Origin of the sequence: Marinovum sp. PR37 (assembly GCF_028807375.1) — a bacterium.
In the GTDB taxonomy this organism is placed as follows: Bacteria; Pseudomonadota; Alphaproteobacteria; order Rhodobacterales; family Rhodobacteraceae; genus Marinovum; species Marinovum algicola.
Map to the genome: position 1 here is coordinate 1 of NZ_JARAML010000042.1, position 22,053 is coordinate 22,053.

The following is a 22,053-nucleotide window of genomic DNA, read 5'->3' on the forward strand; positions in this document are numbered from 1 at the left end:
CACCGGGACATACGAGCAGGCGGTTCAAATCGGGCGGTTACGGTAAAGCGAACTGCCGCCACCGCAAGTTTCGGTCTCGCGCGAGACCGGCGCCAGGCTCCGCTGGTGGCGGTCGCGGTGCCGGCAACGGCGTTAGTCGCCCAGAGGTTGCGGGTCGGTCCGGCCGTGGTAGGCGGTAAGCGAGGCGCGGATGCGGCGCAGGTTCTCGCGGGTCTTGTCGGCGTTTTCATGCGCCACGGACAGCGCCAGCGCGTCGAGAATGGCCAGATAGGCAAAGCGCGACGGCGTCGGTTTGAAGATGTCGCTGTCTTCCGGCAGGTCGAGGCCGATTGCGGTTTCGCAGGCGTCGGCCAGGCGAGAGCCGGCCCGGGAGATGCCGAGGGTGGCGGCGCCGTAGCTGCGCGCCACGCGGGCGGCGCCGACCACGGCGTCGGCCTCACCGCTGGAAGAAAACAGCAGCATCACGTCACCGGGGCCCAGGGTCGCGGCCCGCATCTGCAAAACGTAGCTGTCATTGACCGACGCGCTGGGGATGCCGAGGCGAAAAAGCCGGTTGGCGGCCTCGGTGGCAAGCATCGAGGAGCCGCCGCCGATGCCGGCCGACACCACCTGCCGGGCGTGTGCCAGAAGCGTGCCGGCCGCGGCGATCTGCTGCGGATCCACCTGGCTCTGGGCGGCCGAGAGGGTGGCATAAAGCGCGCCGAGCACACGGTCGAGCGCGGTGCCGGACAGGCCGTCGTCGCCGGCGGCGATGGCGGGCTGAAGATATTGTTGGCTCACCGCCAGGTTCTGGGCCAGGCGCAGCTTGAACTCGCGAAATCCGTCGCAGCCAAGCGTCCGGCAAAACCGGATCACCGTCGGCGTGCTGACATCGGCGGCTTCGGCAACCTTGGCAATGGTCATGTCCGAGACCGTGTTCAGATTGGCTTTGACGAAATCCGCCACCTTCTGTTCCCGGGCGGCAAAATTGCCGTCGTGCTTGCGCAATTCCGAGATGACATCGGCCACCCTGGCGCGGCCGCGCACCGGCAGTTCCGACGAGGACGACAGGTCTGATCGATCGCTTGGCATGGGTCACCGTTTCATCCGTTTGCGTACCTTAGATACATATGGATGACAATAAAGTACATAGATGACAGGGATTTCCGCCCAGATATGTACTTTAATGACAAAATTGCTTGATTTTTCCCGGATGCTTCGGCAGAACTGTACCTGAGTTACAAGCTGGATTCGGGGAGGGGTCGTTGTGAAATCCTGGGCTGGAAAGGTCAGTGCGCGGATTAACGCCGTGGTCGAGGCCATTGTGGCGGGCCTCATGCTGGCGCTTGTGTTCGACGTCTGGCTGGGCGTCGCCGATCGCTACTATTTCCACTGGCAGCTTCCCTGGCCCGAGGAATTTGCCCGTTATCTGATGATCTGGGCGGCGATGCTGGCGGTGTCCTGCGGCATTGCCGGGCGCGAACATATCGGGCTGACGGCCTTTGTCGACCTGCTTCCCAAGGTGCTGCGTCGGGCCAGCCTGATCGCGATGGATTTGCTGGCGCTGGCGCTTTTTCTCTACGTGCTCTGGTACGGCATTCCCTTTGCCAATGGCGGCGCCAGCCGGCAGGCGATGATCTTTGGCACCAGCTTGCGCCCCTATTTCGCGGCGATCCCGGTGGCGGCGGCGATTGCCTCGCTTCAGATGGCGCTGGTGCTTCTGCGCGATCTTGGCGCCCACAGCGAACCCACCTTCGAGGAGGACGCGGTATGATCTGGGCGCTGGCAGCATTTGTCTTTCTGATCCTGTTTGGCATGCCGATCGGCTTTGCCATCGGCCTGGCAGGTGTCGTCGGGTTGATCGATATGGGCGGAACCCAGTTTCTCGCCATCGGCCCGTCCAAGATCTTTAACGGGCTCAACATCTTTCCCTTTCTCGCCATGCCGTTCTTTATCCTCGCGGGTGAGGTGATGAACGACACCGGCATCACCGACCGGCTGGTCAAGCTGGCCCGCGTTCTGGTGGGCCGGTTCCGCGGCGGGCTGGCGCATACCAACATGCTGGCCTCGGTGTTCTTCGCCGGGCTGACCGGCTCGGCCACCGCCGATGCCGCCGCCTTTGGCCGCACGCTGGTGCCGGCAATGGTCAAGGAGGGCTACAAGCGCGATTATGCCTGTGCCGTTACCGCCGCCGGCTCGATCATCGGGCCGACGATTCCGCCCTCGGGGCTGATGGTGGTCTATGGCTCGCTGATGGGCGTGTCGATTGCCGGGCTGTTCGCCGCGGGCGTCCTGCCGGGGCTGGTGATTTGCTTGGTCTGCATGTCGGTGATCGCCATCGGCGGCAACCGCGAGAACCTGCCCAAGGCGCTGCGCGGCGCCACGCTGCGCGAGGTCTGGCAGACCTTCGTGTCGTCGCTGACGGCGCTGGCGATGCCCGTCATCATCCTCGGCGGCATCCTGGGCGGCGTGGTGACACCCACCGAGGCGGCTTCGATCGCCGTGGCCTATGCGCTCTTCATCGGCATCTTCGTCTATCGCACGCTGACCTTCCGCAGCTTCTACGGCATGCTGGTGCGCACCGCGCGGATCACCGGGGTGATCTTCGTCATCATCGCCTTCGCCGGCATCCTTGGCTGGTGGATGAGCTTCGAGCGCATCCCGCAGATGATCGCCGAGGGCGTGCTGAGCCTGTCGGACAACCGCTATATCGTGATCGCCATCATCATCGGCCTGCTACTTGTCGTGGGCATGGTGATGGACATCACCGCCATCCTGATCATCCTCGCGCCGGTGCTGGTGCCGCTGACCGAGAATGTCGGGCTCGAGCCGATCCATGCCGGGATCATCTTCGTGCTGGCGCTCAACATATCGCTGATGACGCCGCCGGTGGGCGCCTGTCTCTTTGTGCTGTCCTCGGTGACGGGCGAAAAGCTCGAGCGGATCTCGCTCAAGCTCTTCCCCTTCCTGATAGCCGAGGTCGCGGTGCTCTTCATCTTCGCCTTCTGGGAGGACGCAGCGCTCTGGCTGCCGCGCCTGCTGGGATTTGCCCAATAACCGTTTCATGACAACTGGAGGATAATAATGAAACATCTCGCAACCTGTGCCGCGCTTGCCGGCATGATGACCGCCTCGTCGGCCTTTGCCGGTGGCACAATCAAGTTCGGCCATGACAACAAGGCCGACCCCTTCGAGAACCCGGCGCATGCCTGTACTGCCGTCTTCTCGAACATTCTCGAGGCCGGCACCAACGGCAGCGTCGACGTCGAGGTCTTTGGCTCGAACCAACTCGGCACCGCCGCCGAACACGTGCAGCAGGTGCGCGACGGCATCTTGCAGGCGACGCTGACCTCGACCGGGGCGTTGGCCAGCTATTACCCGCGCATCGACGTGCTGAACCTGCCCTTTGCCTTTGCCGACAACAGCTCGACGTACGAAGTCTTCGATGGTGCCTTCGGCACGGCGCTGGCGGCGGATATCGAAGAGACGCTGGGCGACGTGGTGGTCCTGGGGTTCCCGGATACCGGCGGGTTCTTTGCCGTCACCAACTCCAAGCGGCCGATTGCCGACCTGGCGGATTTCGAGGGCGTGCGGGTGCGCACCATGACCCTGCCGTCGCACCAGAAGATCATGCAGGCGCTCGGCGCCGAGGCCTATCCTCTGGCCTGGGGCGAGGTCTATTCCGGGCTGCAAACCGGCGTGATCGACGGCCAGATGAACCCGGTGCCGATCATCTCGTTCGCGAACTTCGCCGAGGTGCAGGAATACATGACGCTCACCAACCACCTGTTTTCGCCCTATACCTTCATGATTAACCGGGCGTTCTATGAAGATCTGACCGATCAGGAGCGGACCGTGCTGCACCACGCGGCCGAGAACTGCGTCACCGCCAGCCGTGGCATCAGCCGGATCATCGAAGCCTCGGATCGTGGTCTTGCCGGGTTGATGGACCAGATCGAGGTGACCGCCCTGACCGCCGAGCAGCGCAAGGCCATGGCCGATGCGACCCAGCCGGTGTTCGAGACCCATGTCGCCGAGAATCTGGACGCCAAGGCGGGCGAATTGCTCGAGCTTCTGAAGACCGAGGTCTCTGCCGCCAACGGCAACACCTACCTCGACTGATCCCGACAATGCGGGCCGGGGGCGCTCTGCCGCCGGCCCCAAGCAGATAGGTTTCCCAATATGCGTGTTTTCTGTGCCTCCGTCGCAACGGAATGCAATACCTTCTCGCCGCTGCGGGCCGACTTCACCGATTTCGCCCAGAGCTTCTATGCTCCGCCGGGGGCGCATCCAGAGACGCCGACCCTGTGCAGCGCGGTCTTTCCGGCGCTGCGCCGGCGAGAAGCCGCCGGCGAGATCGAGCTGATCGAGGGCACCGCGACCTGGGCCGAGCCGGGCGGCATCGTGAATGCGCCGACATGGGACCGGTTGCGCGAAGAGGTGCTGGCGCAGCTGCGCGCCGCGCTTCCTGTCGAGGCGGTGGTACTGGGGCTGCACGGCGCGATGATCGCCGAAAACTGCGTCGATTGCGAGGGCGTGCTGATCGAAAGCATGCGCGAGGTCGTCGGGCCTGATGTCACCATCGGCGTCAGTTTCGACCCGCATAGCCACCTTAGCGCCAAACGCACGGACAACGCGGATATCGTCACTGTTTTCAAGGAGTTCCCGCACACCGATTTCGTCGAAACCGGCGAGGCCTGTGTCGATCTGACCCTGCGCGCCGCGCGGGGCGAGATTGCCCCCGCGATGGCGGTGTTTGACGTGCGGCTGATGGATATCCTGCCCACCAGCCGCGATCCGATGCGCGGTTTCGTCGACCGGATGCAGGCGCTCGAGGCCTCCGGCGCGGCGCTGTCGGTTTCGGTGATCCATGGATTCATGGCGGGCGACTCGCCCGATCTGGGCGCAAAGCTCATCGTCATCACCGACAATGACCCGGCCGCCGCCGACCGGCTGGCGCGTGATCTGGGGATGGAACTCTTTTCCTTTCGCGGTGCGGCCCGGCCCGATTTCCTGACCGCCCGCGAGGCACTGCAACGCGCCGCCGCCGCGCCCGAAGGGCCGGTGGTGATCGCCGACGTCTGGGACAATCCCGGCGGCGGCGTGCCGGGCGACAGCACCATTCTGCTGCGCGAGGCGATGGCGCTGGGGCTGACCGATGCAGCCTTTGGCACGATCTGGGATCCGATGGCGGTGCGGCTTTGCCATGCGGCGGGCGAGGGCGCCCGGCTGGCGCTGCGCTTTGGCGGCAAGACCTCCTCGGTGGCGGGCGATCCGGTGGATGCCGAGGTTCTCGTCAAGCGCGTGCAGAAGGATGCGGTCCAGAGCTTCGGCACCTCGGTCGTGCCGCTCGGCGATTGCGCGGTGATCGAGGTACAGGGGATCGAGGTCGTGCTGAACTCGAACCGGGCGCAGGCCTTTTCGCCGGATCTGTTCAGCAACCTCGGCATCGACACCGCCGCCCGCAAGATCCTGGTGGTCAAGTCGACCAACCATTTCCATGGCGCCTTTGCTCCGATAGCGGCCGAGATCCTCTATGCCGCGGTGGACGGGCCGTACCCGAACGACCCGCGCAAAAACGCCTATACCCGCCTGACCCGGCCGCTCTGGCCGATCGTCGACAACCCGCATGAATTGGAGGCGCAATGACGTTCCCAGAAATCGACACCCCCGCCGTCCTGGTCGACCTCGATATCGCCGAGGCCAACATCGACCGCTTTCAGGCCCATTGCGATCGCCATGGCCTGCGGCTGCGCCCGCATATCAAAACCCACAAGCTGCCGCGCCTCGCCCAACGTCAGATCGCCGCCGGCGCCATTGGCATCACTTGTCAGAAGATCTCGGAAGCCGAGGCGATGATAGCCGAAGGCGGCGTCGAGGATGTGCTGCTGACCTACAATATCCTTGGCGCGGAAAAGCTTGCGCGGCTGCGCAAGCTGGCCGACCGGGTGCGGCTCTCTGTGGTCTGCGACAATGCGCAAGTCGCGGAGGGACTTTCAGCGGCGTTTTGCGATGCCGACGCGCCGCTGCCGGTGCTGGTCGAATGCGACACCGGGGCAGGGCGCTGCGGCGTGCAGACGCCCGAGGCGGCGGCCGAGCTGGCGGCGGCAATTGCGGACCTGCCCGGCCTGCGCTTTGGCGGGCTGATGACCTATCCACCGGTCGGGCGCGAGGCCGAGGTGCAGGACTGGCTGACCCGCGCAAGAACGCTCTGCGAGGCGCGCGGCCTGACCGTCGAGGTGGTGTCGAACGGCGGCACGCCGGGCATGTGGCAGGCGCAAGAGGTGCCCGCCGCCACCGAATACCGGATCGGCACCTACATCTACAACGACCGCTCCTTGCAGGCGCGCGGGCTTTGCGACTGGGCTGATTGTGCGCTGGCGGTACTGGCCACGGTGGTTTCGGTTCCGGCGCCGGATCGGGCAATCATCGACGCGGGGTCCAAGGTGCTGACCTCCGATCTGCTGGGGCTTGAGGGTTTTGGCCATGTGCTGGGCCGTCCCGACATCACGGTTGCCGCGCTGTCGGAAGAGCATGGCACGCTCAGCGCCGCGACCATCGGCCTCGCGGTCGGCGACCGGGTGCGGATCGTGCCCAATCACGCCTGCGTCGTCACCAACATGCTGGACCGGGTCGAGCTGGTCCGCGGCGAGCATCATGAAGGCCCGGCGCCGGTGGCGGCGCGGGGCCAGGTCTGGTGACGCGCCGGCCGCGTCTCTTTTTCGAAACGATCACACAAACAGGTATGCTTTCATGACACACCCGCACCTTATCCGGTTCGACGGCGCCGACGCCCAGGCCGGCGGCCAGAAACGCCCCTTTTCCAAGGCCGTGAGGGCCGGGGATTTCGTCTATGTCTCGGGACAGGTGCCGACCGTCGATGGCGAGGTCGTCACCGGCGGCATCGTCGCCCAGACCGAGCAGGTCGTGGCCAATATCAAGCAGGTTCTGGCCCTGGCCGAATGCGGGCTCGAGGATGTGATCAAGGTCAATTGCTGGCTGGACGACGCCCGGGATTTCTCGTCCTTCAACGCGGTGTTCGAAAAGCACTTCATCGATCATCCGCCGGCCCGTTCGACGGTGCAATCGCCGCTGATGGTCGATGCCAAGGTCGAAATCGACGTGATCGCCTTCAAGCCGGTTCAACCCGGATAAGCCCGACCCCGCGACAAACCTGCCCCGCCGCGCCGGAAAAGCCGCTGCGGCGGGGTCCGGGCTGGCAGTCATTCATAGGCGCCGGCGGAATAGGTGAGCTCGTAGCTGTGGCTGTAAAGCTCGAAGACAATGCCGAACGGGTCTTCGACATAGACCATGCGATAGGGCTTCTTGCCGGGGAAATACTCCCGGACCGGCATGCGCTGACGGCCACCGGCGGCGACGATCCGCTCCAGCAGGCCTTCGACATCCGGGTCCTGGATCGCGAAATGAAAGGTGCCGTGGCGCCGGTGTTCGAGGTTTTCGTCGGGGGCGTAATTGCCGGGGAACTCGAAGATCTCGATGCCGATGCCGTCGGCGGTGGCAAGATGTGCGATCCTGAGCGAGCCCCAGCCGGGGCCAAAGACATCGGTGCACATGGTGCCGATGGCGCTGTCGTCTTCGATGGCCTCGGACGGCTGCATCACGACATAGAAGCCCAGAACCTCGGAATAGAACTTCACGGCGGCCTCGAGGTCGGGAACCGACAGGCCGATGTGGGAAAAGCTGCGGGGGGTCGGTGACATTCGATTACTCCAATCCGGTTGCGATGAGCCTGAAGTAGACAGCCGGTGCCCGCATGTGAAATTATCAGTTTGAATGGAAATCATAACAAAACGTTTGCCCTCTCATGCTGAACGCCACCTGGCTCGACACCTTCACCACGCTTTGCGAGACCGAGCATTTCACCCGCGCGGCGGAACGGCTGAACATGACCCAGCCGGGCGTCTCGCAGCATCTGCGCAAACTCGAGGCGCAACTGGGCCAGAGCCTGATTGCGCGTGAGGGCAAGAGCTTTACCCTCATCGCCGCCGGCGAGGCGGTGTTTGCGCTTGGCCGTGCGCGGCGCAACGAAGAGAAACACCTGCGCGCTGCGCTCGAGACCGACGACCGGGATGCCGGCGAGGTGCGCATCGCCTGTTCCGGCAGTTTTGCGATGCTGCTCTATCCGGTCCTGCTGCCGTGGATGCGCGCCGCGCCCGATCTGGCGATCCACCTTCAGGCGGCGCCACAGGCGGATATTCTGGCGGGTCTGCTCGACGGGCGTATCGATCTTGGCGTGCTCGGCGCCGATCCCGGTCATGCCCGACTCGAGGCCCGCCATCTCGGACGCGAAGAGCTGTGCCTTGTGCTGCCGGCGGATGCGCCGGACCGGGTGCCCGGCTTCGCCGATCTCGACGCGCGTGGCTTTGTCGCGCATCCCGACGGCTATGCCTATGCCGACGATCTTCTGAACCTGAACTTTCCCGGCGCCTATCCCGGCGCCGACCGGATGCGGACCCGCGCCTATGTGAACCAGATCGGCCAGATCCCCGCTCCGGTGGCCGAGGGCATCGGCTATGCGCTCTTGCCGCGCAGCGGGATCGAGGCCTTTGCGCGCAAGGACCGTCTCCGGGTGGTGCCGCTGCCGCAACGGCGCTGGCACGCGCTCTGGCTGGCCGCCCGGCGCGGCCGCCCGCTCCCGGCGCGTCTGAAACATGCCCGTGACTTGATCGTGACGTCGGCCGGCCAGTTGAAGTGACCGGTCCGTAGCCGGGCCGATGCCCTGCCGGCCGGCTGCTCTGACGGCTGCCGCATGCCTTCACGCAAGTGTCATGCAACCGTAGTGCCGGCGTCACCAAAGCGGGCATATTGCGGTGCTCATCCTGCATCTCACCTGGAGCAAGCACTTGAAACTATTGTCCGCCCTCGCAGCGGCCAGCATCGGACTGGCCGCCACCTTCGGCATGTCCGCGGCCAAGGCCGAAAGCCGGCCCGATATCGTCGTCGCCGTTCCCGACCTGCCGCCGACGCTGGAGCCCGCCAAGGAGCTGTCCAACATCGGCACGCGCATCACCTATGACATCTTCGACACGGTCATTCGCCGGGATTTCCTTTCGGCCGAGGATGGCTCCGGCGCTGAGTTGACACCGGCGCTGGCCGAAAGCTGGGCCTGGACCGATCCGCGCACCCTGGTGCTCGATCTGCGCGCCGGCGTGAAATTCCACAACGGCGAAACCCTGACCGCCGAAGACGTGGCCTTTACCTTTTCCGCCGAGCGGCTGTCGGGCCCGGAATCGATCATGGCCAACGGCCGCGGCTATTTCGGCAATATCGAGAGTGTCGATGCCACCGGCCCGCTGCAAGTGACCTTTTCCCTGAAAGTCGCCGATCCGATCTTTGAACAACGGCTCGCCTCCTGGACCGCCTGGGTGGTGAACAAGAAGGACTGGCAGGCCAACGCCGGTGACAGCTATCCGCAGTTTCCGGTCGGCACCGGCCCCTTCATGCTCGACGACTACAAGGCCGATCAGTCGATCCGTCTGGTGGCCTTCGACGATTACTTCGGCGGCACGCCCAAGGCCGCCTCGGTGACCTTTGTGAAAGTGCCGGAGGAAGCGGCGCGGATTGCCGGGCTTGTGGCCGGCGATTTCGACATCGTCACCACCATCGGCCCGGATCAGATCGGCCAGATCAACGCTTACGACACGGTCGAGGCCCGGTCGGTTGTCCTGTCGAACTCGCACGTGCTGGTCTACAATACCGAACACCCGACGCTGGCTGACAAGCGCATTCGCCAGGCGATGAACCTGGCGATCGACCGCGAGCTGCTGGTCAAGGCGCTCTGGGCCGGCAAGACGGTTGTGCCGCTGTCGCACCAATACCCGGAATACGGTGCGCTGTTCGACCCGAGCCGCGACGGCCTGGTCTATGACCCGGAGCGGGCGCGCGCGCTTCTGGCCGAGGCCGGCTATGACGGGGCACCGATCCACTACAACACCAACCCCAATTACTACGTCAACACCGTGCCCGCCGCGCAGGCGATCATCGAGATGTGGAAAGCCGTGGGTCTCAACGGCAAGCTGAACCTTGTCGAGGACACGCGCGGCGGACCGGAAGACACGCTGATGGTGCGCACCTGGTCCAACACCACCCGTTTCCCCGATCCGGCCGGCGGGTTGTGGAACCTCTGGGGCCCGCATCAGAGCACGCAGCGCAACAAGGAATGGGCGCCGGCGGCGTTCAACGCTCTGGGTGAAACGCTGGACAAGACGCCCGAGCCGGCCGCGCGCAAGGAGGTCTTTCACCAGATGCTCGATATTTGGGAAGACGAGGCGCCCGGCACCATCCTCTATCAGCCGCTGGAAACCTATGGCGTGCGCAAGAGCCTGAAGTGGCAACCTTATTCCCACTTCTACCTCGATCTGCGCAACGACAACTTCGAAGACATGGCTGTCTCGCAGTGACGCTGGTCGATGATATCTCGTTCGCCGGCACCCGCCGGCGGACGTCCTCGGGCCCGACCGGCCCCGCCGTCGGGCCCGAGCCGCTTCTGCGTCTCGAGGGGGTGAGCGTCGGCACCGATCGCGTCGATCTGGTGATGGATGTCGATCTTTCGCTCGCGCCCGGGGAAACCCTGTGCCTTGTCGGCGAAAGCGGCTGCGGCAAATCGCTGACCTGTCTGGCAGCCATGGGGCTGCTGTCGGCGCCGGTGCGGTGCACGTCGGGGCGGGTGCATTTTGCCGGGCAGGAGATCTCGGCCCTGACCGAGACCCAGCTTCAGGCGCTGCGCGGTCGCGATATCTCGATGATCTTTCAGGATGCCACGGCGGCTCTGAACCCGGTGCGCCGGGTCGGTGACCAGGTGGCCGAAGTGCTCGTGCTGCACGAGGGCCTGACCTGCCACGCCGCCCGTGCCCGCGCCGCCGCGTTGTTCGACATGGTCGGCATTCCCGATCCGCGCGCCCGGCTACGTGCCTATCCGCATGAGCTTTCGGGCGGGATGAACCAGCGGGTGATGATCGCCATGGCGCTGGCCTGCCGCCCGAAGCTGATCGTTGCCGACGAGGCGACAACGGCGCTGGATGTCACCACCCAGGCGCCGGTCTCGACCTGCTGTGCCAGCTCCAGGTCGAGACCGGCGCGGCAATGATCTTTGTCACCCATGATCTTGGCGTCGTGGCCGAAATCGCTGACCGGGTTGCGGTGATGTATTCCGGCCGGATTGTCGAGGTCGCCACCGCCGATGCGCTGTTCGAGGCGCCGCGCCATCCCTATACCCGCGGCCTGATGGCCTGTCGCCTGCATGTGGCCACACCCAGCGCCGGGCGGCTGGCCGCGATCGAAGGCGTGGTGCCGCCGCCATCGGCACGGCCCGCCGGCTGCGCCTTTGCGCCGCGCTGCCCGAAGGCCGAAGCGGTCTGTGCCAACCGGCCCGCGTTGCTGGGCGTCGGGGCGGCGCAGGCGGTGGCCTGCCACTCGATCGGGCCCGCGCGATGAGCGGCGCCGGTCTGAGCCTGCGCGGGATCACGCGGGTCTATGGCGGGGGTCTCTGGCGCCGGGTCGCCGCAGTGCGTGCGGTGGATGACGTCAGCCTCAGCCTCGCCCCGGGCGAGGTTCTGGGCATCGTCGGTGAAAGCGGCTCCGGCAAGTCGACGCTGGGCCGGATCGCCGCCCGGATCGAAAGCCCCACCGCAGGCGAGGTGCTGATCGATGGTCAGCCGGGGCCGAGGATCGGCTCTGCCGCCTGGCGCCGCGAGCGCGCGCAGGTGCAGATGATCTGGCAGAACCCGTCGCGCGCGCTCGATCCCCGGATGTCGGTTGCCGCTCAGATCGAAGAGGCGATGGCCACTCATGCCATCGCCGGCCGCCGCGACCGGCGCGACAAGGTGGCGGAATATCTGGAGCTGACCGGTCTGGGCGGTCTGGGCGACCGCTTTGTCCACCAGCTGTCCGGCGGGCAGCAACAGCGCGCGGTGATCGCCCGCGCCCTGTCGCTCCGGCCGCGGCTGGTGATCTGTGACGAGGCGGTCAGCGCGCTGGATGTCTCGGTTCAGGCCCAGATCATCAACCTGCTGACCGACCTGCGCGCCCGGTTCGGCATGAGCTACCTGTTCATCTCGCACGACCTCGGCGTCGTGCGCCACATCTCTGACCGGATTGCCGTGATGCGCCATGGCAAGCTGGTCGAGGAAGGTGAGGCCGATCGCGTCTTTGCCACGCCGCGCCATCCCTACACCCGCGCGTTGCTTGCCGCCGTGCCCGCCGCCACACCCGCCGCCCGGCGGGCGCGCGACACGGCGCAGCAGCGCCGCCAGGAAAGAGCCCTGACATGAGCCAGCCCCTGTTGATTGCCCATCGCGGCGCCTCGGCCCAGCACCGCGAAAACGCCCCCGCCGCCTGGCAGGCCGCCATTGCCGCCGGTGCCGCGATGATCGAGGCCGACGTCCGCATGAGCGCCGACCACCGCATTGTCATCTGCCATGACGCCGATCTTGCCCGCATCGCAGGCAGCCCCGATGTGATCGCCGAGACGCCCTTTGCCGAGCTGCAACGCCACAGTGCCGAAGACGCCCCCGCCGCGCCGCCGCTGTCGCAACTGTTCGCCACCGTGCCGCCGCGCCAGCCGATCCTGTTCGACGTCAAGGACGAACGCCCCGTGGCGCTGGCGCTGCTGGTCGAGGCCGCATTGGCCAGCGGGCGCGGGAACCTGACTTTCGGGCTGCACCGGGTCGAGAGCCTGCGGCGCCTGCGGGCGTTGGGCTGGCACGGCGATGTGCTGGGCCTGCTGCGCGACATGTCGGAAGCCGAGGCCTTTTTCGTCGAGGGCGGCACCATCCTGCGTCTCTGGGAAGGCCCGGCGCTCGCCGATCCCCGCAGCCTGGCGGCCCATATCGCCGCCCACCGGCCGGTCTGGATCACCACCGGCGGCTGTGACGGTCGCAGGGCCGGCGATCACGCCGATGCCAGCCTGAGGCAATTGCGCGACCTGGGCGCCACGGGCTTTCTGGTGAACGACCCGGCCGCCTGCCGCGCGGTACTGACACGATACGCGGAGCCGCAGGAATGAGCCCCGGATTTCTCACCCTCAAGCTGCTGCGCGGCCTGCTGACGCTGTTTCTCGCGGTGACCTTTGTCTTTGTGATCCTGCGTCTGGCGGGCGACCCGCTGCGGCTGATGCTGCCCGATGACACGCCGCCCGATGTGATCGACCATTACCGCCAGCTCTATGGGCTCGACCGGCCGCTGCCGGAACAATACCTGCGCTATCTTCAGGGGCTGATGCAGGGCGATTTCGGCTATTCCTTCCGCGACCGGCAGCCGGCGCTCGACACGGTGCTGAGCCGGATTCCGGCGACCCTTCTGCTGGGGCTGACAAGCTTTGTGGTCTCGACCCTGATCGGCCTGGTGGCGGGGATCGTCGCGGCGCTGCGCCGGGGCAGCCTTGTCGATCAGGCGGTCATCAGTTTCTCGATCTTTGGTCATTCGATGCCGAGCTTCTTTCTCGGCATCCTGATGATCCTGCTGTTTGCCATGACCTGGCGCATCCTGCCAAGCGCCGGCATGGGCAGCGCCGCGCATCTGGTGATGCCGGCCATCACGCTGGGGGTGGGTGGCGCCGGGGCGATTGCCCGTTTCACCCGGTCGTCGATGCTCGAAGTGCTGAACCAGCCCTACATGAAAACCGCCCGCGCCAAGGGCGTGCCGGTCGCCAGCCGGGTGCTGCGCGACGCGGTGCCCAATGCGGCGATCCCGGTGGTCACCGTTCTGGGGTTGCGCATGGGCGGGCTGATCTCCGGCACCGTGGTGGTCGAAACGGTCTTTGCCTGGCCCGGCATCGGGCAATTGCTGGTGACGGCCGTGGGGCAGCGCGATCTGGCGGTCGTCCAGACCATCGTGATCCTGGTGGCGCTGACCATGGTGGTGGCCAATTTCGCGGTCGACGTGGCCTATCGCTGGCTCGATCCGCGCATCGCCGGCGCCGGAAAGGAGGCGACATGACCGCACCCGACCTCTCGCTCCCGCAGCGCCGCCGTTGGCGGGGTTCGCGGGCCCGGAATGCCTCTGCGCCCGGCCCGCTGGTGATCTTGTCGCTGGTCTGGCTGGCGGTGATTGTCTTTGTGGCGATCTTTGCCGATCTTCTGGCCCCGTATTCTCATACCGAACAAAGCCTGCTGTCGCGTCTAATGCCGCCGGCCTTTGCCGGCGGCGACCCGGCCTATCTCCTGGGCACCGACAATCTCGGCCGCGACGTGCTGAGCCGGCTGCTGCATGGCACAAGGATGAGCGTGATCATCGCGCTGGCCGGGTCGCTGATCGGTGCCAGCGTCGGCACGCTGATCGGCATCCTCGCGGCGCATTTCCGCGGCTGGGTGGAAGAGACGATCATGACCCTGGTCGATCTTCAGGCCGCCATGCCATTTCTGATCATCGTGCTGGCGATCCTGGCCTTCTTTGGCAATTCGATCGAGCTGTTCATCCTGATCATCGGCCTGCACGGCTGGGAAACCTATGCCCGGATCACCCGTGGCCTCGTGCTTCAAGCCAACAGTCAGAGCTATGCCTTTGCCATCCGCACCCTCGGCGTGCCGCCGGTCAGGATTTATCTGCGTCACATCCTGCCCAATATCCTGTCGGTGCTGATCGTGCAGGTGACGCTGAATTTCCCCGATCTCATCCTGCTCGAGACCTCGTTGAGCTTTCTCGGGCTGGGCATCCAGCCGCCGCAGACCAGCCTCGGCCTCGCGCTGGGCGAGGGGCGCAGCTATCTCGCCACCGCGTGGTGGATCGGCGTGCCGGCGGGGGTCGTGATCTTTCTCACCACCCTGTCGATCAGTCTGGCGGGCGATTGGTTGCGCGACCGGCTCGACCCGACATTGAAGCGGGCCGACCACTGAAAGGCAGCATCTGACAGGCGTTCCGGCCTGGGGTGGCCGGAATTCCTGAGCGAAACGGTTTGACCGGGGCGCAATATCCGACTAAATAAATCGGAATTAAGGAGGCGGATGTCTCCACCCCTCGAACCGCAGGCAGATTTCATGAAATTCCCCACTGTTTTCCTTGCGCTTGCCCTGGCCGCCGGCGCGGCCCAGGCGCGTGACGTGACCCATGAGCTTGGCACCACTGACGTGCCTGACAGCCCCGAGCGCATTGTCGTGCTGGAGTTTTCCTTTATCGACGCGCTCGCGGCGCTGAACCTTGCGCCGGTGGGCATCGCCGATGACGATCAGCGCGACCGGGTCCAGCCGGTCTGGTCAGAGCGGATCGGCGACGACTGGACCAGCGTCGGCACCCGCAAGACGCCGAACCTCGAGATCATCGCCTCGCTTCAGCCGGATCTGATCATTGCCGACAAGTCGCGCCATGCAGCGGTCTACGAGACTCTCGGCCAGATCGCGCCGACCGTCGTCTATGACAGTCTTACCGGCGATTACGAGGACATGCTGGCCGTCGCCGATGAGATCGGCACCGCGCTTGGCCGGGCCGAGGAAATGGACGCTTTCCAGGCCGGCCACGGCGCCCGCATGGATGCGCTGCGGGCCGACGTCTCGGAGCAGACGCAGGGCGATGACGCGCAGTTTGGGGTGATCAACGCCAATGGCCTCTGGCTGCACAGCCCGAAATCCTATGTCGGCAGTCTGCTGGCCAGCTTCGGCTTTGCCCCGGCCATGCCGCTGACCGGCTCCGACAGCTATGGCGAGCTGTACCAGAAGACCACGCTGGAACAGCTTTCGGCGCTTGATCCGGGGCTGCTCATTCTCGGCAAGAGTGGCGATGGCCGCACCCTCGATCAGGACTGGAACGCCGACAGCCTGTGGCAGCAGATCGACGCGGTCGAGCGTGGCCGGTTGTTCAATGTGTCGTCTGACCTGTGGTCGCGTGCCCGTGGCATGCTGACCGCCGAAGAGATCGCGGCTGACATCCGCGACATTGCCGCCACGCTGAAGTGACCGACCTGACGTTCAGCCGCACCGGTCGCCCGTCGCGTATCCGCCTCTCCCGGGGCGGGATGCGCGGGGCGGTCCTGACCTGCGTCCTCGCCGCGGGGGCGCTGGCCTCGCTGTTGACCGGCGGCCGCGACGATGTGGGGCTGGCGCAGCTGGCCGGGCTCTTTGCCGGGGAGGCCGCCAGCCCGGCGGAACAGACGATGCGCGACATTCGCCTGCCGCGGACGCTGGCCGCGGCAGGTCTCGGGATCAATCTCGGGGTGGCGGGCCTTCTGTTGCAGGCGGTGACGCGCAATCCGCTGGCCTCGCCGGCGATCCTGGGGATCAACCAGGGCGCGGCGCTGGGCATCGTCCTGGGGCTCACCGTTCCGGCGCTGGCGGTGGTGCCGGGCTGGCTCCTGGCGTCGGTCTTCGGACTGGCGGCGGCCTGCCTGACCTTCGCGATTGCCGGTCTGGTCTCGGGGCGGATCGACTCGATGCGGTTGATCCTCGGCGGCGTCGCGGTCGGCGCCATCGGCTTTTCCGCGGTGCGGCTGGGCTACACGCTGGAGGATGACATCGCCCGAGAAGTGGTGCGCTGGACGGTCGGCGACATCGCCGACCTGCGGATCGATGCGGCGCTGCGGCTGCTGGCCTTTGCAGTGCCGGGGCTGGGGCTGGCCTATCTCATGGCGCATCGGTTGAACCTGATGGCCATGGGCCATGCCGCCAGCCACGGGCTGGGCTTCGATCCGCGGGCGACCCTGGTGCAGGGCACCGTGCTGGCCGCGCTGTTGACCGGGGTGTCGATTTCGGTGGCCGGGCCGATTGCCTTTGTCGGTCTGGTGGCGCCGCATATCGCGCGCTGGCTGTGCGGCGCCGATCACCGCCGGCTGCTGCCGGTCGTGGTGTTGATCGGTGCCACGCTCACCATCTGGGCCGATGCGCTGTCCAAGCTCTTGCCGCAGGCCGAGGAAGCCCCCGTCGGCATCGTCGTGGCGATGCTGGGCGCGCCCTGGCTGCTGGTGTCGGTTCTGCGCCGGTCGGGCACCGCCCATGTCTGACGCCCGGCGCCCCGAGTTCCCCGACTTGCGCGGTCCGGTCACGCTGGCGCTGCTTGGCGCGCTCTTGCCGGTGCTGATGTTCGCCGGTCTCTTTGCCGGCGCCATACCGCTCGAGATCGAGACCGTGGTCAACAGCCTGCTGGGCCGCGACGGGCCCCGGCAGGATTTCATCGTGCTGCAATCGCGCCTGCCGCGCGCCCTGCTGGCGGCATTGGCCGGCGGCGCTCTGGCGCTCTCGGGGGCGTTGATCCAGGCCTTGATGCGCAATCCGCTGGCCAGCCCCAAGATCGTCGGAATCAACTCTGGCGCGGCCTTTGCCGTGCTGGTCACCGCCTTCTACATCCCGGCGCTGCCACATTCGCTGCTGCCGGTCCCGGCGGCGCTGGGCGGGCTGATGGCCGGGGCGCTGGTCTGGTGGTGCGCCCAGCGCGGCGATATCGACCCCCGGCAGCTGACGCTTGTCGGGCTTGCCGTCGGGCTGACGCTGGACGCCGGGGTCGATGCGCTTCTGGTGGCCAACACCGGGCCGGAATCCTCGGCGCCGCTGATCTGGCTGACCGGCAGTCTCTGGGGCCGGGGCTGGACCCATCTGGCCAGCGTCGCGCCGGTGCTGCTGACGCTGGCGACCGCTGCCCTGATCCTGGCCTTCCGTCTCGATCTTCAGGCGTTGGGGCCGCGTCGCGCCGCCGGTCTCGGTGTGCGGGTCGGGCTGGAGCGGACGCTGGCGCTGCTGGCGGCGGTGATCCTGGCTTCGGTAGCCGTCAGCGTGGTCGGCGTGCTCGGCTTTGTCGGGCTGATGGCGCCGCATGTCGCCACCCGGCTTGTCGGTGGCCGGCACCGGATCATGCTGCCCACCGCCGCGCTGTTCGGCGCCGTGCTGACCGTGGGTGCCGATACCCTGGGCCGCGCCATCCGCCCGCCGCTCGAGATCTCGGCCGGCATTCTCACCGCGCTGATGGGGGCGGCGTTTTTCATCTGGCTGCTGATCGCCGAAGACCGGAGGATATAGGCATGATCGACCTCGAGAACGCGGTCGCGGGCTACAAGTCGTTTCGGCTGGCGCCGACCACGCTCACTTTTGCCGAGGGCCGGTTTTCCGCTCTCATCGGCCCCAACGGCTGCGGGAAATCCACCCTGTTGCGGATGATCTCGCGCCAGCTTGCGCCGCTCTCCGGCGCGGTGCGGATCGGCGGGCGCGCGGCCGCCGGGCTGAGCCAGAAAGACCTCGCCCGGCGGATTGCGCTCCTGCCGCAGGAAAACATCGCTCCGGCCGGGATCAGCGTCGCCGATCTGGCCGGCTATGGCCGTGCGCCGCATCAAAGCCTGCTGGGCATCGCCAGCGACACAGACCGCGCCCATGTCGCCCGGGCGCTGCACCGCATGGATCTGGCGCATCTGGCGCAGGCGCCGGTGGCCAGCCTCTCGGGCGGCCAGCGCCAGCGCGCCTTTCTCGCCATGCTGCTGGCCCAGGACACCCCGGCGATGCTCTTCGACGAGCCGACCAACTGGCTCGACATCCAGCACCAGGTGCAGGTGCTCACGCTGATCCGGAGCCTCGCCGCCGAGGGCCGCACCTGTGTCGCGGTGCTGCATGACATCGCCCAGGCGGCCCGGTATGCCGATCACCTGGTGGTCATGAAGGATGGTGCGATCGTGGCCCAGGGCGCCCCGGCCGAGGTGGTGACGGCCGAACTTGTCGCCGAGGTCTACGAGATCGCGGTCGAAATCCACCCCGATCCGGTCAGCGGCACCCCGGTGCCCTATCCCTGCCGGCCCCGTTCCGGTGCCTTGGCGGCCGCCGGCTGACCCCTTCGGCCGGACCCGGGCCGTCAGACGGCGGCGGTCTGCCTCGAGGTCCCTTGAGGTGCTTGGAGAATGGTGCCGGTGATAGGACTCGAACCTACGACCCCATCATTACGAACCTAACATATTGAATTGACTTACTAATACAATATGGAGTCAATTCACATGGCATCGTTCAGAAAGCTTAAATCCGGCAAGGTAAACGTGCAGATCCGCAAAGCTGCGCAACCGCACAAGTCAAAGTCGTTCGATACCATGGAAGCTGCAAGAGCATGGGTCGCGCTGCAGGACTCTCCAACGACTAGCAGAAAAGCCCGGCTGACCGAACCCACCCTTCTGAGCATCGGTCGCCGCTACTGCGACACACAGTTGAAGGGGAAGCCCTCTCGGCACTTGATGCTGGGGCGCATCGAGCGCATCGCCAAACACTTTCCTCAACCTTTCCTTCGTATCACTCGTTCGGATGTGAACAAATACAAGACCAAGCGTTTGTCTGATGTCAGCGGCCCGACCGTTCGTGAGGAAATTCAGACGATCAACAAACTCTTCCGCTGGGCTGAACGAGAGATGCTCTTCGGTGAAGACCCAATCAACTCTCCTGCAGGCAACATAGCGCTTCCGCCGGCGTCAAAACCCAGGTCTCGGATCGTCGAACGGAATGAGTTGGATTGCTTGATGACGGCATTGAACCCGCTGATGGCGGAGATAGTTGAGCTAGCGTATGAAACGGCCATGAGGCGGGCCGAGATCACGAAATTGATTCCTCGCCACCTCCGTTTGGATGAACGGTTGTTGGCAGTTGAAGATGGCAAGACAGGCGACAGGGTAGTGCCGTTAACCACCAGGGCCGTAGAGCTTCTGAGCGAGGCCTTGAAGCGAAGCAGGACGGATACAGCCCGCTTGTACCCGGTTGCTCCACACAGCATCTCTACTGCTATCAGAAGGGCTAGGCAGAAGACTGGGTTGCCCGATCATGTCCGCATGCACCAAATGCGGCACACAAGGATCACTGAGGTTGCCCGCCGAGGATTCAACCAAGCTCAAATCATGATGGTAAGTGGGCATCGAGACACAAGAAGCGTTCAACGATACACGCATCTCAGTGTTAAGGATGTAATCGACTTGCTCGAGTAAAAGCGAAGCAGGTTGTGAGTAGATGACAGACTCGACCCCACTCGGAGCAGCTTCGGCCCGATCCAGTCATTGATCCAAGATGACCAATGCTGCGGCGCAGCCCGCCAAACCAGCCGTTCGCTGCGCCCGCAAAATCTGGCGATGATCGAACTCACAGATCGCGGGACAATCCTGCCCTTGACTGCCAATCTTCCAAAGGCCGCTCTCCCGATACAGCCACGCAGGGCCTTATGGGTGTTGCGAAATCAGTTCGCCTTCCTAAAATTCACTTGGGAGGAATGTGCATGTTGCCAGAATATTTCACCGGTGGCTGCGCGTGCGGCGCAATCCGATACAGGTCCGAAGGTGTTCCCCGCTACATGGGGAATTGCCATTGCCGTGATTGCCAGCAGGCCACTGGAAGTGCATATTTCCCGGCTGTCTTGGTGAAACAGGCTGATTTCAAACTCGAAAAAGGGGAACCAAAGTGGTTCGAGCGCCGAGCGGATCGCGGCCATGCGATGCTTCGCGGCTTCTGTTCTGACTGTGGTTCACCGCTGTTCCTTATCAACAAGGTAAGTGAAGGGGCTATGATCCTGTTCGCGGGTAGTCTTGATGATCCGAGCTGGTATGCGCCAAGCCGTGACATTTACGTCAATAGCGCACAGCCGTGGGATAAGATGGACCCCCACCTCCCGAAATCAGATGGAATGCCCACCTGACTTTGCAAATGTCGCTGTTTTTGTCGGGATCAGTCGTAAGCTGACATTCGCGCAGGGCGCAGCATCCGGCACTTCGGGCTCCTTGCCGACCTCGGATGCAGCGCAGTATCCAGCGAATTCGGGGCGGATGTCATAGACAAAGACGGCACAGACCGGTCACTCGTGACGAATGCGGCGAAAGGGCGGTGCCAGCCCGAAGCTACCGATCAACCGGGCGGCAGTATCCTGGTGCTGGCGACCCACTGCTATGCGGACCAAGCACCATTTCGCTGCGGCTGCGCCAAAAGCTGCTTTGGCAAACGGTTCGGCAGACTTTCTTGTCTCAGAGTGAGGTTTTCGGGCACCAAAAAAATACTACTCAGCATCAGCTAACCGTGCACCGATGTCTTCCCAATATGCTTTCTTTTTGCCTGCACCTTTTATCTGCGCTGTCGGATGCATAGTGCAGAAGAAGGAGGTATCGCGCGGCTTGGCAAAAGCTAAGCCGCCTAGATGATCAAAACCCACGCCCACTATGTCTTGCCAATGAGCCATATACTTTTTGCTGTAAAATACAACGTTGCGAGGCTTGTGCTCTTCAATAGCATTTCTGATCTTGGCTTTTCGAGTTGGGAGCATTGCCGCGCTATAGCTGGCCCGGTCATGTAGAATTGGATCGTTTGAGAACTGGTTGTAGTGCCAAACGTCTATGCTGGGTGACGGGAGAGGCAACAATTCAATCCCACAAGTCCTTGACCCACGACGTAACCATCGCTCACCTTGCATCGCTTTTGATGCACCGGCGTCATACGGTTTCCCTTCAGACATCATTTGCGCCCGCATAAGCCAATCCCATGTGGGTTGTGCGCGGCGCACCGGTGGAGTGAACAATTGACCCGCCCCCATCGCATGATGATACTCTGCACAATCTTCAAGGACACATTTTCCACGGTTGGCCCAAGTGCCAATGCGAGTCTCAATATCTTTTAGACTATCGCCGCCACCTTCTTCCATTCCAATGAACCAAGTGTCTGCATCAAAATCGCCATAACCCAAGAATGAATTCATGAAATCGCTAAGTATTGCTTGATTCAGCATCTTTTCCGCTCCCTTCGTGCGACACATACGGCCAATGAACCTGTAAAGTTGAAGCCACGCGCCTGATTTGTAGTTCATAGCCGACATTCGTTCAGGGCGCAGCAATCACATGGGCTCTAAGCCGACCTGCGGCGGCGCGGCAGGCCGCCCACCTCCTGGATTATTCGCGCCAGCCGAAGGATAGCCGCTCCCAGCCCAGAGCAGACACGGTGCTCGACCTGAGTCGGTGCCTCGTCTCCCAGCAGATCAGCGGGGGAGCGGACTTTCACTGCGATCGCTCCCAAAGGCCGCTTTCCTACCCGTAGGCTCCATGTTGTTGCGACAGAATGGCGAGCCGAATGAAAGGTTGGTTATTTGAGAGATCAGGATTAGTGAGCTACCCCCCGAAATTCGGACACTGACATAAGCTACGAT

23 protein-coding genes are annotated in these 22,053 nt (G+C 64.7%); 20 read left to right on the top strand and 3 right to left on the bottom strand.

The window, feature by feature from the left end; genetic code table 11:
* Positions 1–132: 132 nt before the first annotated feature.
* A complete protein-coding gene (locus PVW49_RS22595) occupies positions 133–1,071 on the bottom strand; it encodes a MurR/RpiR family transcriptional regulator (RefSeq protein ID WP_274591646.1) in 939 nt (312 codons plus the stop codon).
* Between the two features lie 217 nt (positions 1,072–1,288).
* On the opposite strand from PVW49_RS22595, the gene PVW49_RS22600 reads away from it, so the two are divergent.
* From PVW49_RS22600 to PVW49_RS22625, 6 genes are read left to right on the top strand one after another with little or no spacing between them, the layout of a single operon-like run.
* Positions 1,289–1,753: a TRAP transporter small permease gene (locus PVW49_RS22600; protein ID WP_274591647.1), complete on the top strand. Its 465-nt coding sequence runs from the start codon at positions 1,289–1,291 to the stop codon at positions 1,751–1,753.
* Positions 1,750–3,036 carry a TRAP transporter large permease gene (locus PVW49_RS22605; protein WP_074836552.1) on the top strand — a complete coding sequence of 429 codons (1,287 nt, stop codon included), beginning with the start codon at positions 1,750–1,752 and terminating at the stop codon, positions 3,034–3,036. Before PVW49_RS22600 ends, PVW49_RS22605 begins: the two co-directional genes overlap by 4 nt.
* A gap of 27 nt (positions 3,037–3,063) precedes the next feature.
* Complete coding sequence (locus tag PVW49_RS22610; RefSeq protein WP_074836553.1) at positions 3,064–4,101, top strand: TRAP transporter substrate-binding protein; 1,038 nt, start codon at positions 3,064–3,066, stop codon at positions 4,099–4,101.
* 60 nt (positions 4,102–4,161) lie between these two features.
* On the top strand, positions 4,162–5,628 hold the full coding sequence (locus PVW49_RS22615) for a M81 family metallopeptidase (RefSeq protein ID WP_074836554.1): 1,467 nt from the start codon (positions 4,162–4,164) through the stop codon (positions 5,626–5,628).
* Entirely contained in the window at positions 5,625–6,680 is a 1,056-nt protein-coding gene (locus PVW49_RS22620) for a D-TA family PLP-dependent enzyme (protein WP_274591648.1), read from the top strand. Before PVW49_RS22615 ends, PVW49_RS22620 begins: the two co-directional genes overlap by 4 nt.
* 52 nt (positions 6,681–6,732) lie before the next feature.
* Complete coding sequence (locus PVW49_RS22625; RefSeq protein WP_048528896.1) at positions 6,733–7,134, top strand: RidA family protein; 402 nt, start codon at positions 6,733–6,735, stop codon at positions 7,132–7,134.
* Positions 7,135–7,202: 68 nt separating this feature from the next.
* On the opposite strand, the gene PVW49_RS22630 is transcribed toward PVW49_RS22625, so the two are convergent.
* Positions 7,203–7,700 (bottom strand): lactoylglutathione lyase family protein, encoded by a 498-nt coding sequence (locus tag PVW49_RS22630; RefSeq protein WP_274591649.1) that lies wholly within the window; start codon positions 7,698–7,700, stop codon positions 7,203–7,205.
* A 104-nt stretch (positions 7,701–7,804) separates the two neighbouring features.
* On the opposite strand from PVW49_RS22630, the gene PVW49_RS22635 reads away from it, so the two are divergent.
* From PVW49_RS22635 to PVW49_RS22700, 14 genes are all read left to right on the top strand, one after another.
* Complete coding sequence (locus PVW49_RS22635; protein ID WP_274591650.1) at positions 7,805–8,695, top strand: LysR family transcriptional regulator; 891 nt, start codon at positions 7,805–7,807, stop codon at positions 8,693–8,695.
* A gap of 148 nt (positions 8,696–8,843) precedes the next feature.
* Positions 8,844–10,400 (top strand): ABC transporter substrate-binding protein, encoded by a 1,557-nt coding sequence (locus tag PVW49_RS22640; RefSeq protein WP_217623482.1) that lies wholly within the window; start codon positions 8,844–8,846, stop codon positions 10,398–10,400.
* Positions 10,397–11,086, top strand: coding sequence for an ATP-binding cassette domain-containing protein (locus PVW49_RS22645; RefSeq protein ID WP_274591651.1), 690 nt, complete (start codon positions 10,397–10,399; stop codon positions 11,084–11,086). The genes PVW49_RS22640 and PVW49_RS22645 overlap by 4 nt, the downstream gene beginning before the upstream one ends.
* Positions 11,083–11,433: an oligopeptide/dipeptide ABC transporter ATP-binding protein gene (locus PVW49_RS22650; protein ID WP_274591652.1), complete on the top strand. Its 351-nt coding sequence runs from the start codon at positions 11,083–11,085 to the stop codon at positions 11,431–11,433. Before PVW49_RS22645 ends, PVW49_RS22650 begins: the two co-directional genes overlap by 4 nt.
* Positions 11,430–12,269 carry an ATP-binding cassette domain-containing protein gene (locus PVW49_RS22655; RefSeq protein ID WP_074836559.1) on the top strand — a complete coding sequence of 280 codons (840 nt, stop codon included), beginning with the start codon at positions 11,430–11,432 and terminating at the stop codon, positions 12,267–12,269. The genes PVW49_RS22650 and PVW49_RS22655 overlap by 4 nt, the downstream gene beginning before the upstream one ends.
* On the top strand, positions 12,266–13,003 hold the full coding sequence (locus tag PVW49_RS22660) for a glycerophosphodiester phosphodiesterase (RefSeq protein WP_274591653.1): 738 nt from the start codon (positions 12,266–12,268) through the stop codon (positions 13,001–13,003). The genes PVW49_RS22655 and PVW49_RS22660 overlap by 4 nt, the downstream gene beginning before the upstream one ends.
* The gene (locus tag PVW49_RS22665) at positions 13,000–13,935 is read left to right on the top strand and encodes an ABC transporter permease (RefSeq protein ID WP_274591654.1); all 936 of its coding nucleotides are present in this window, start codon (positions 13,000–13,002) and stop codon (positions 13,933–13,935) included. Before PVW49_RS22660 ends, PVW49_RS22665 begins: the two co-directional genes overlap by 4 nt.
* Positions 13,932–14,831: an ABC transporter permease gene (locus PVW49_RS22670; protein ID WP_083416017.1), complete on the top strand. Its 900-nt coding sequence runs from the start codon at positions 13,932–13,934 to the stop codon at positions 14,829–14,831. The genes PVW49_RS22665 and PVW49_RS22670 overlap by 4 nt, the downstream gene beginning before the upstream one ends.
* A gap of 141 nt (positions 14,832–14,972) precedes the next feature.
* Positions 14,973–15,884 carry an ABC transporter substrate-binding protein gene (locus PVW49_RS22675; RefSeq protein WP_074836616.1) on the top strand — a complete coding sequence of 304 codons (912 nt, stop codon included), beginning with the start codon at positions 14,973–14,975 and terminating at the stop codon, positions 15,882–15,884.
* Positions 15,881–16,924, top strand: a complete 1,044-nt coding sequence (locus tag PVW49_RS22680; RefSeq protein WP_211568866.1) for a FecCD family ABC transporter permease — start codon at positions 15,881–15,883, stop codon at positions 16,922–16,924. Before PVW49_RS22675 ends, PVW49_RS22680 begins: the two co-directional genes overlap by 4 nt.
* Positions 16,917–17,933 carry a FecCD family ABC transporter permease gene (locus PVW49_RS22685; protein ID WP_274591655.1) on the top strand — a complete coding sequence of 339 codons (1,017 nt, stop codon included), beginning with the start codon at positions 16,917–16,919 and terminating at the stop codon, positions 17,931–17,933. The genes PVW49_RS22680 and PVW49_RS22685 overlap by 8 nt, the downstream gene beginning before the upstream one ends.
* Before the next feature lie 2 nt (positions 17,934–17,935).
* A complete protein-coding gene (locus PVW49_RS22690; protein WP_274562065.1) occupies positions 17,936–18,730 on the top strand; it encodes an ABC transporter ATP-binding protein in 795 nt (264 codons plus the stop codon).
* A gap of 162 nt (positions 18,731–18,892) precedes the next feature.
* Positions 18,893–19,861: a tyrosine-type recombinase/integrase gene (locus PVW49_RS22695; protein WP_274591656.1), complete on the top strand. Its 969-nt coding sequence runs from the start codon at positions 18,893–18,895 to the stop codon at positions 19,859–19,861.
* A 284-nt stretch (positions 19,862–20,145) separates the two neighbouring features.
* The gene (locus PVW49_RS22700) at positions 20,146–20,562 is read left to right on the top strand and encodes a GFA family protein (protein ID WP_274591657.1); all 417 of its coding nucleotides are present in this window, start codon (positions 20,146–20,148) and stop codon (positions 20,560–20,562) included.
* Between the two features lie 354 nt (positions 20,563–20,916).
* Here PVW49_RS22700 and PVW49_RS22705 read toward each other — a convergent pair whose 3' ends face one another.
* Complete coding sequence (locus tag PVW49_RS22705) at positions 20,917–21,639, bottom strand: hypothetical protein (protein ID WP_274591658.1); 723 nt, start codon at positions 21,637–21,639, stop codon at positions 20,917–20,919.
* Positions 21,640–22,053: the final 414 nt, after the last annotated feature.

What these genes read in the sequence shown, in the direction of transcription:
- PVW49_RS22595 (WP_274591646.1), bottom strand. Translation starts at nt 1,071, where the DNA reads ATGCCAAGCGATCGATCAGACCTGTCGTCCTCGTCGGAACTGCCGGTG.
- PVW49_RS22605 (WP_074836552.1), top strand. Translation starts at nt 1,750, where the DNA reads ATGATCTGGGCGCTGGCAGCATTTGTCTTTCTGATCCTGTTTGGCATG.
- PVW49_RS22610 (WP_074836553.1), top strand. Translation starts at nt 3,064, where the DNA reads ATGAAACATCTCGCAACCTGTGCCGCGCTTGCCGGCATGATGACCGCC.
- PVW49_RS22615 (WP_074836554.1), top strand. Translation starts at nt 4,162, where the DNA reads ATGCGTGTTTTCTGTGCCTCCGTCGCAACGGAATGCAATACCTTCTCG.
- PVW49_RS22620 (WP_274591648.1), top strand. Translation starts at nt 5,625, where the DNA reads ATGACGTTCCCAGAAATCGACACCCCCGCCGTCCTGGTCGACCTCGAT.
- PVW49_RS22625 (WP_048528896.1), top strand. Translation starts at nt 6,733, where the DNA reads ATGACACACCCGCACCTTATCCGGTTCGACGGCGCCGACGCCCAGGCC.
- PVW49_RS22630 (WP_274591649.1), bottom strand. Translation starts at nt 7,700, where the DNA reads ATGTCACCGACCCCCCGCAGCTTTTCCCACATCGGCCTGTCGGTTCCC.
- PVW49_RS22635 (WP_274591650.1), top strand. Translation starts at nt 7,805, where the DNA reads ATGCTGAACGCCACCTGGCTCGACACCTTCACCACGCTTTGCGAGACC.
- PVW49_RS22650 (WP_274591652.1), top strand. Translation starts at nt 11,083, where the DNA reads ATGATCTTTGTCACCCATGATCTTGGCGTCGTGGCCGAAATCGCTGAC.
- PVW49_RS22655 (WP_074836559.1), top strand. Translation starts at nt 11,430, where the DNA reads ATGAGCGGCGCCGGTCTGAGCCTGCGCGGGATCACGCGGGTCTATGGC.
- PVW49_RS22660 (WP_274591653.1), top strand. Translation starts at nt 12,266, where the DNA reads ATGAGCCAGCCCCTGTTGATTGCCCATCGCGGCGCCTCGGCCCAGCAC.
- PVW49_RS22665 (WP_274591654.1), top strand. Translation starts at nt 13,000, where the DNA reads ATGAGCCCCGGATTTCTCACCCTCAAGCTGCTGCGCGGCCTGCTGACG.
- PVW49_RS22670 (WP_083416017.1), top strand. Translation starts at nt 13,932, where the DNA reads ATGACCGCACCCGACCTCTCGCTCCCGCAGCGCCGCCGTTGGCGGGGT.
- PVW49_RS22675 (WP_074836616.1), top strand. Translation starts at nt 14,973, where the DNA reads ATGAAATTCCCCACTGTTTTCCTTGCGCTTGCCCTGGCCGCCGGCGCG.
- PVW49_RS22685 (WP_274591655.1), top strand. Translation starts at nt 16,917, where the DNA reads ATGTCTGACGCCCGGCGCCCCGAGTTCCCCGACTTGCGCGGTCCGGTC.
- PVW49_RS22690 (WP_274562065.1), top strand. Translation starts at nt 17,936, where the DNA reads ATGATCGACCTCGAGAACGCGGTCGCGGGCTACAAGTCGTTTCGGCTG.
- PVW49_RS22695 (WP_274591656.1), top strand. Translation starts at nt 18,893, where the DNA reads ATGGCATCGTTCAGAAAGCTTAAATCCGGCAAGGTAAACGTGCAGATC.
- PVW49_RS22700 (WP_274591657.1), top strand. Translation starts at nt 20,146, where the DNA reads ATGTTGCCAGAATATTTCACCGGTGGCTGCGCGTGCGGCGCAATCCGA.
- PVW49_RS22705 (WP_274591658.1), bottom strand. Translation starts at nt 21,639, where the DNA reads ATGCTGAATCAAGCAATACTTAGCGATTTCATGAATTCATTCTTGGGT.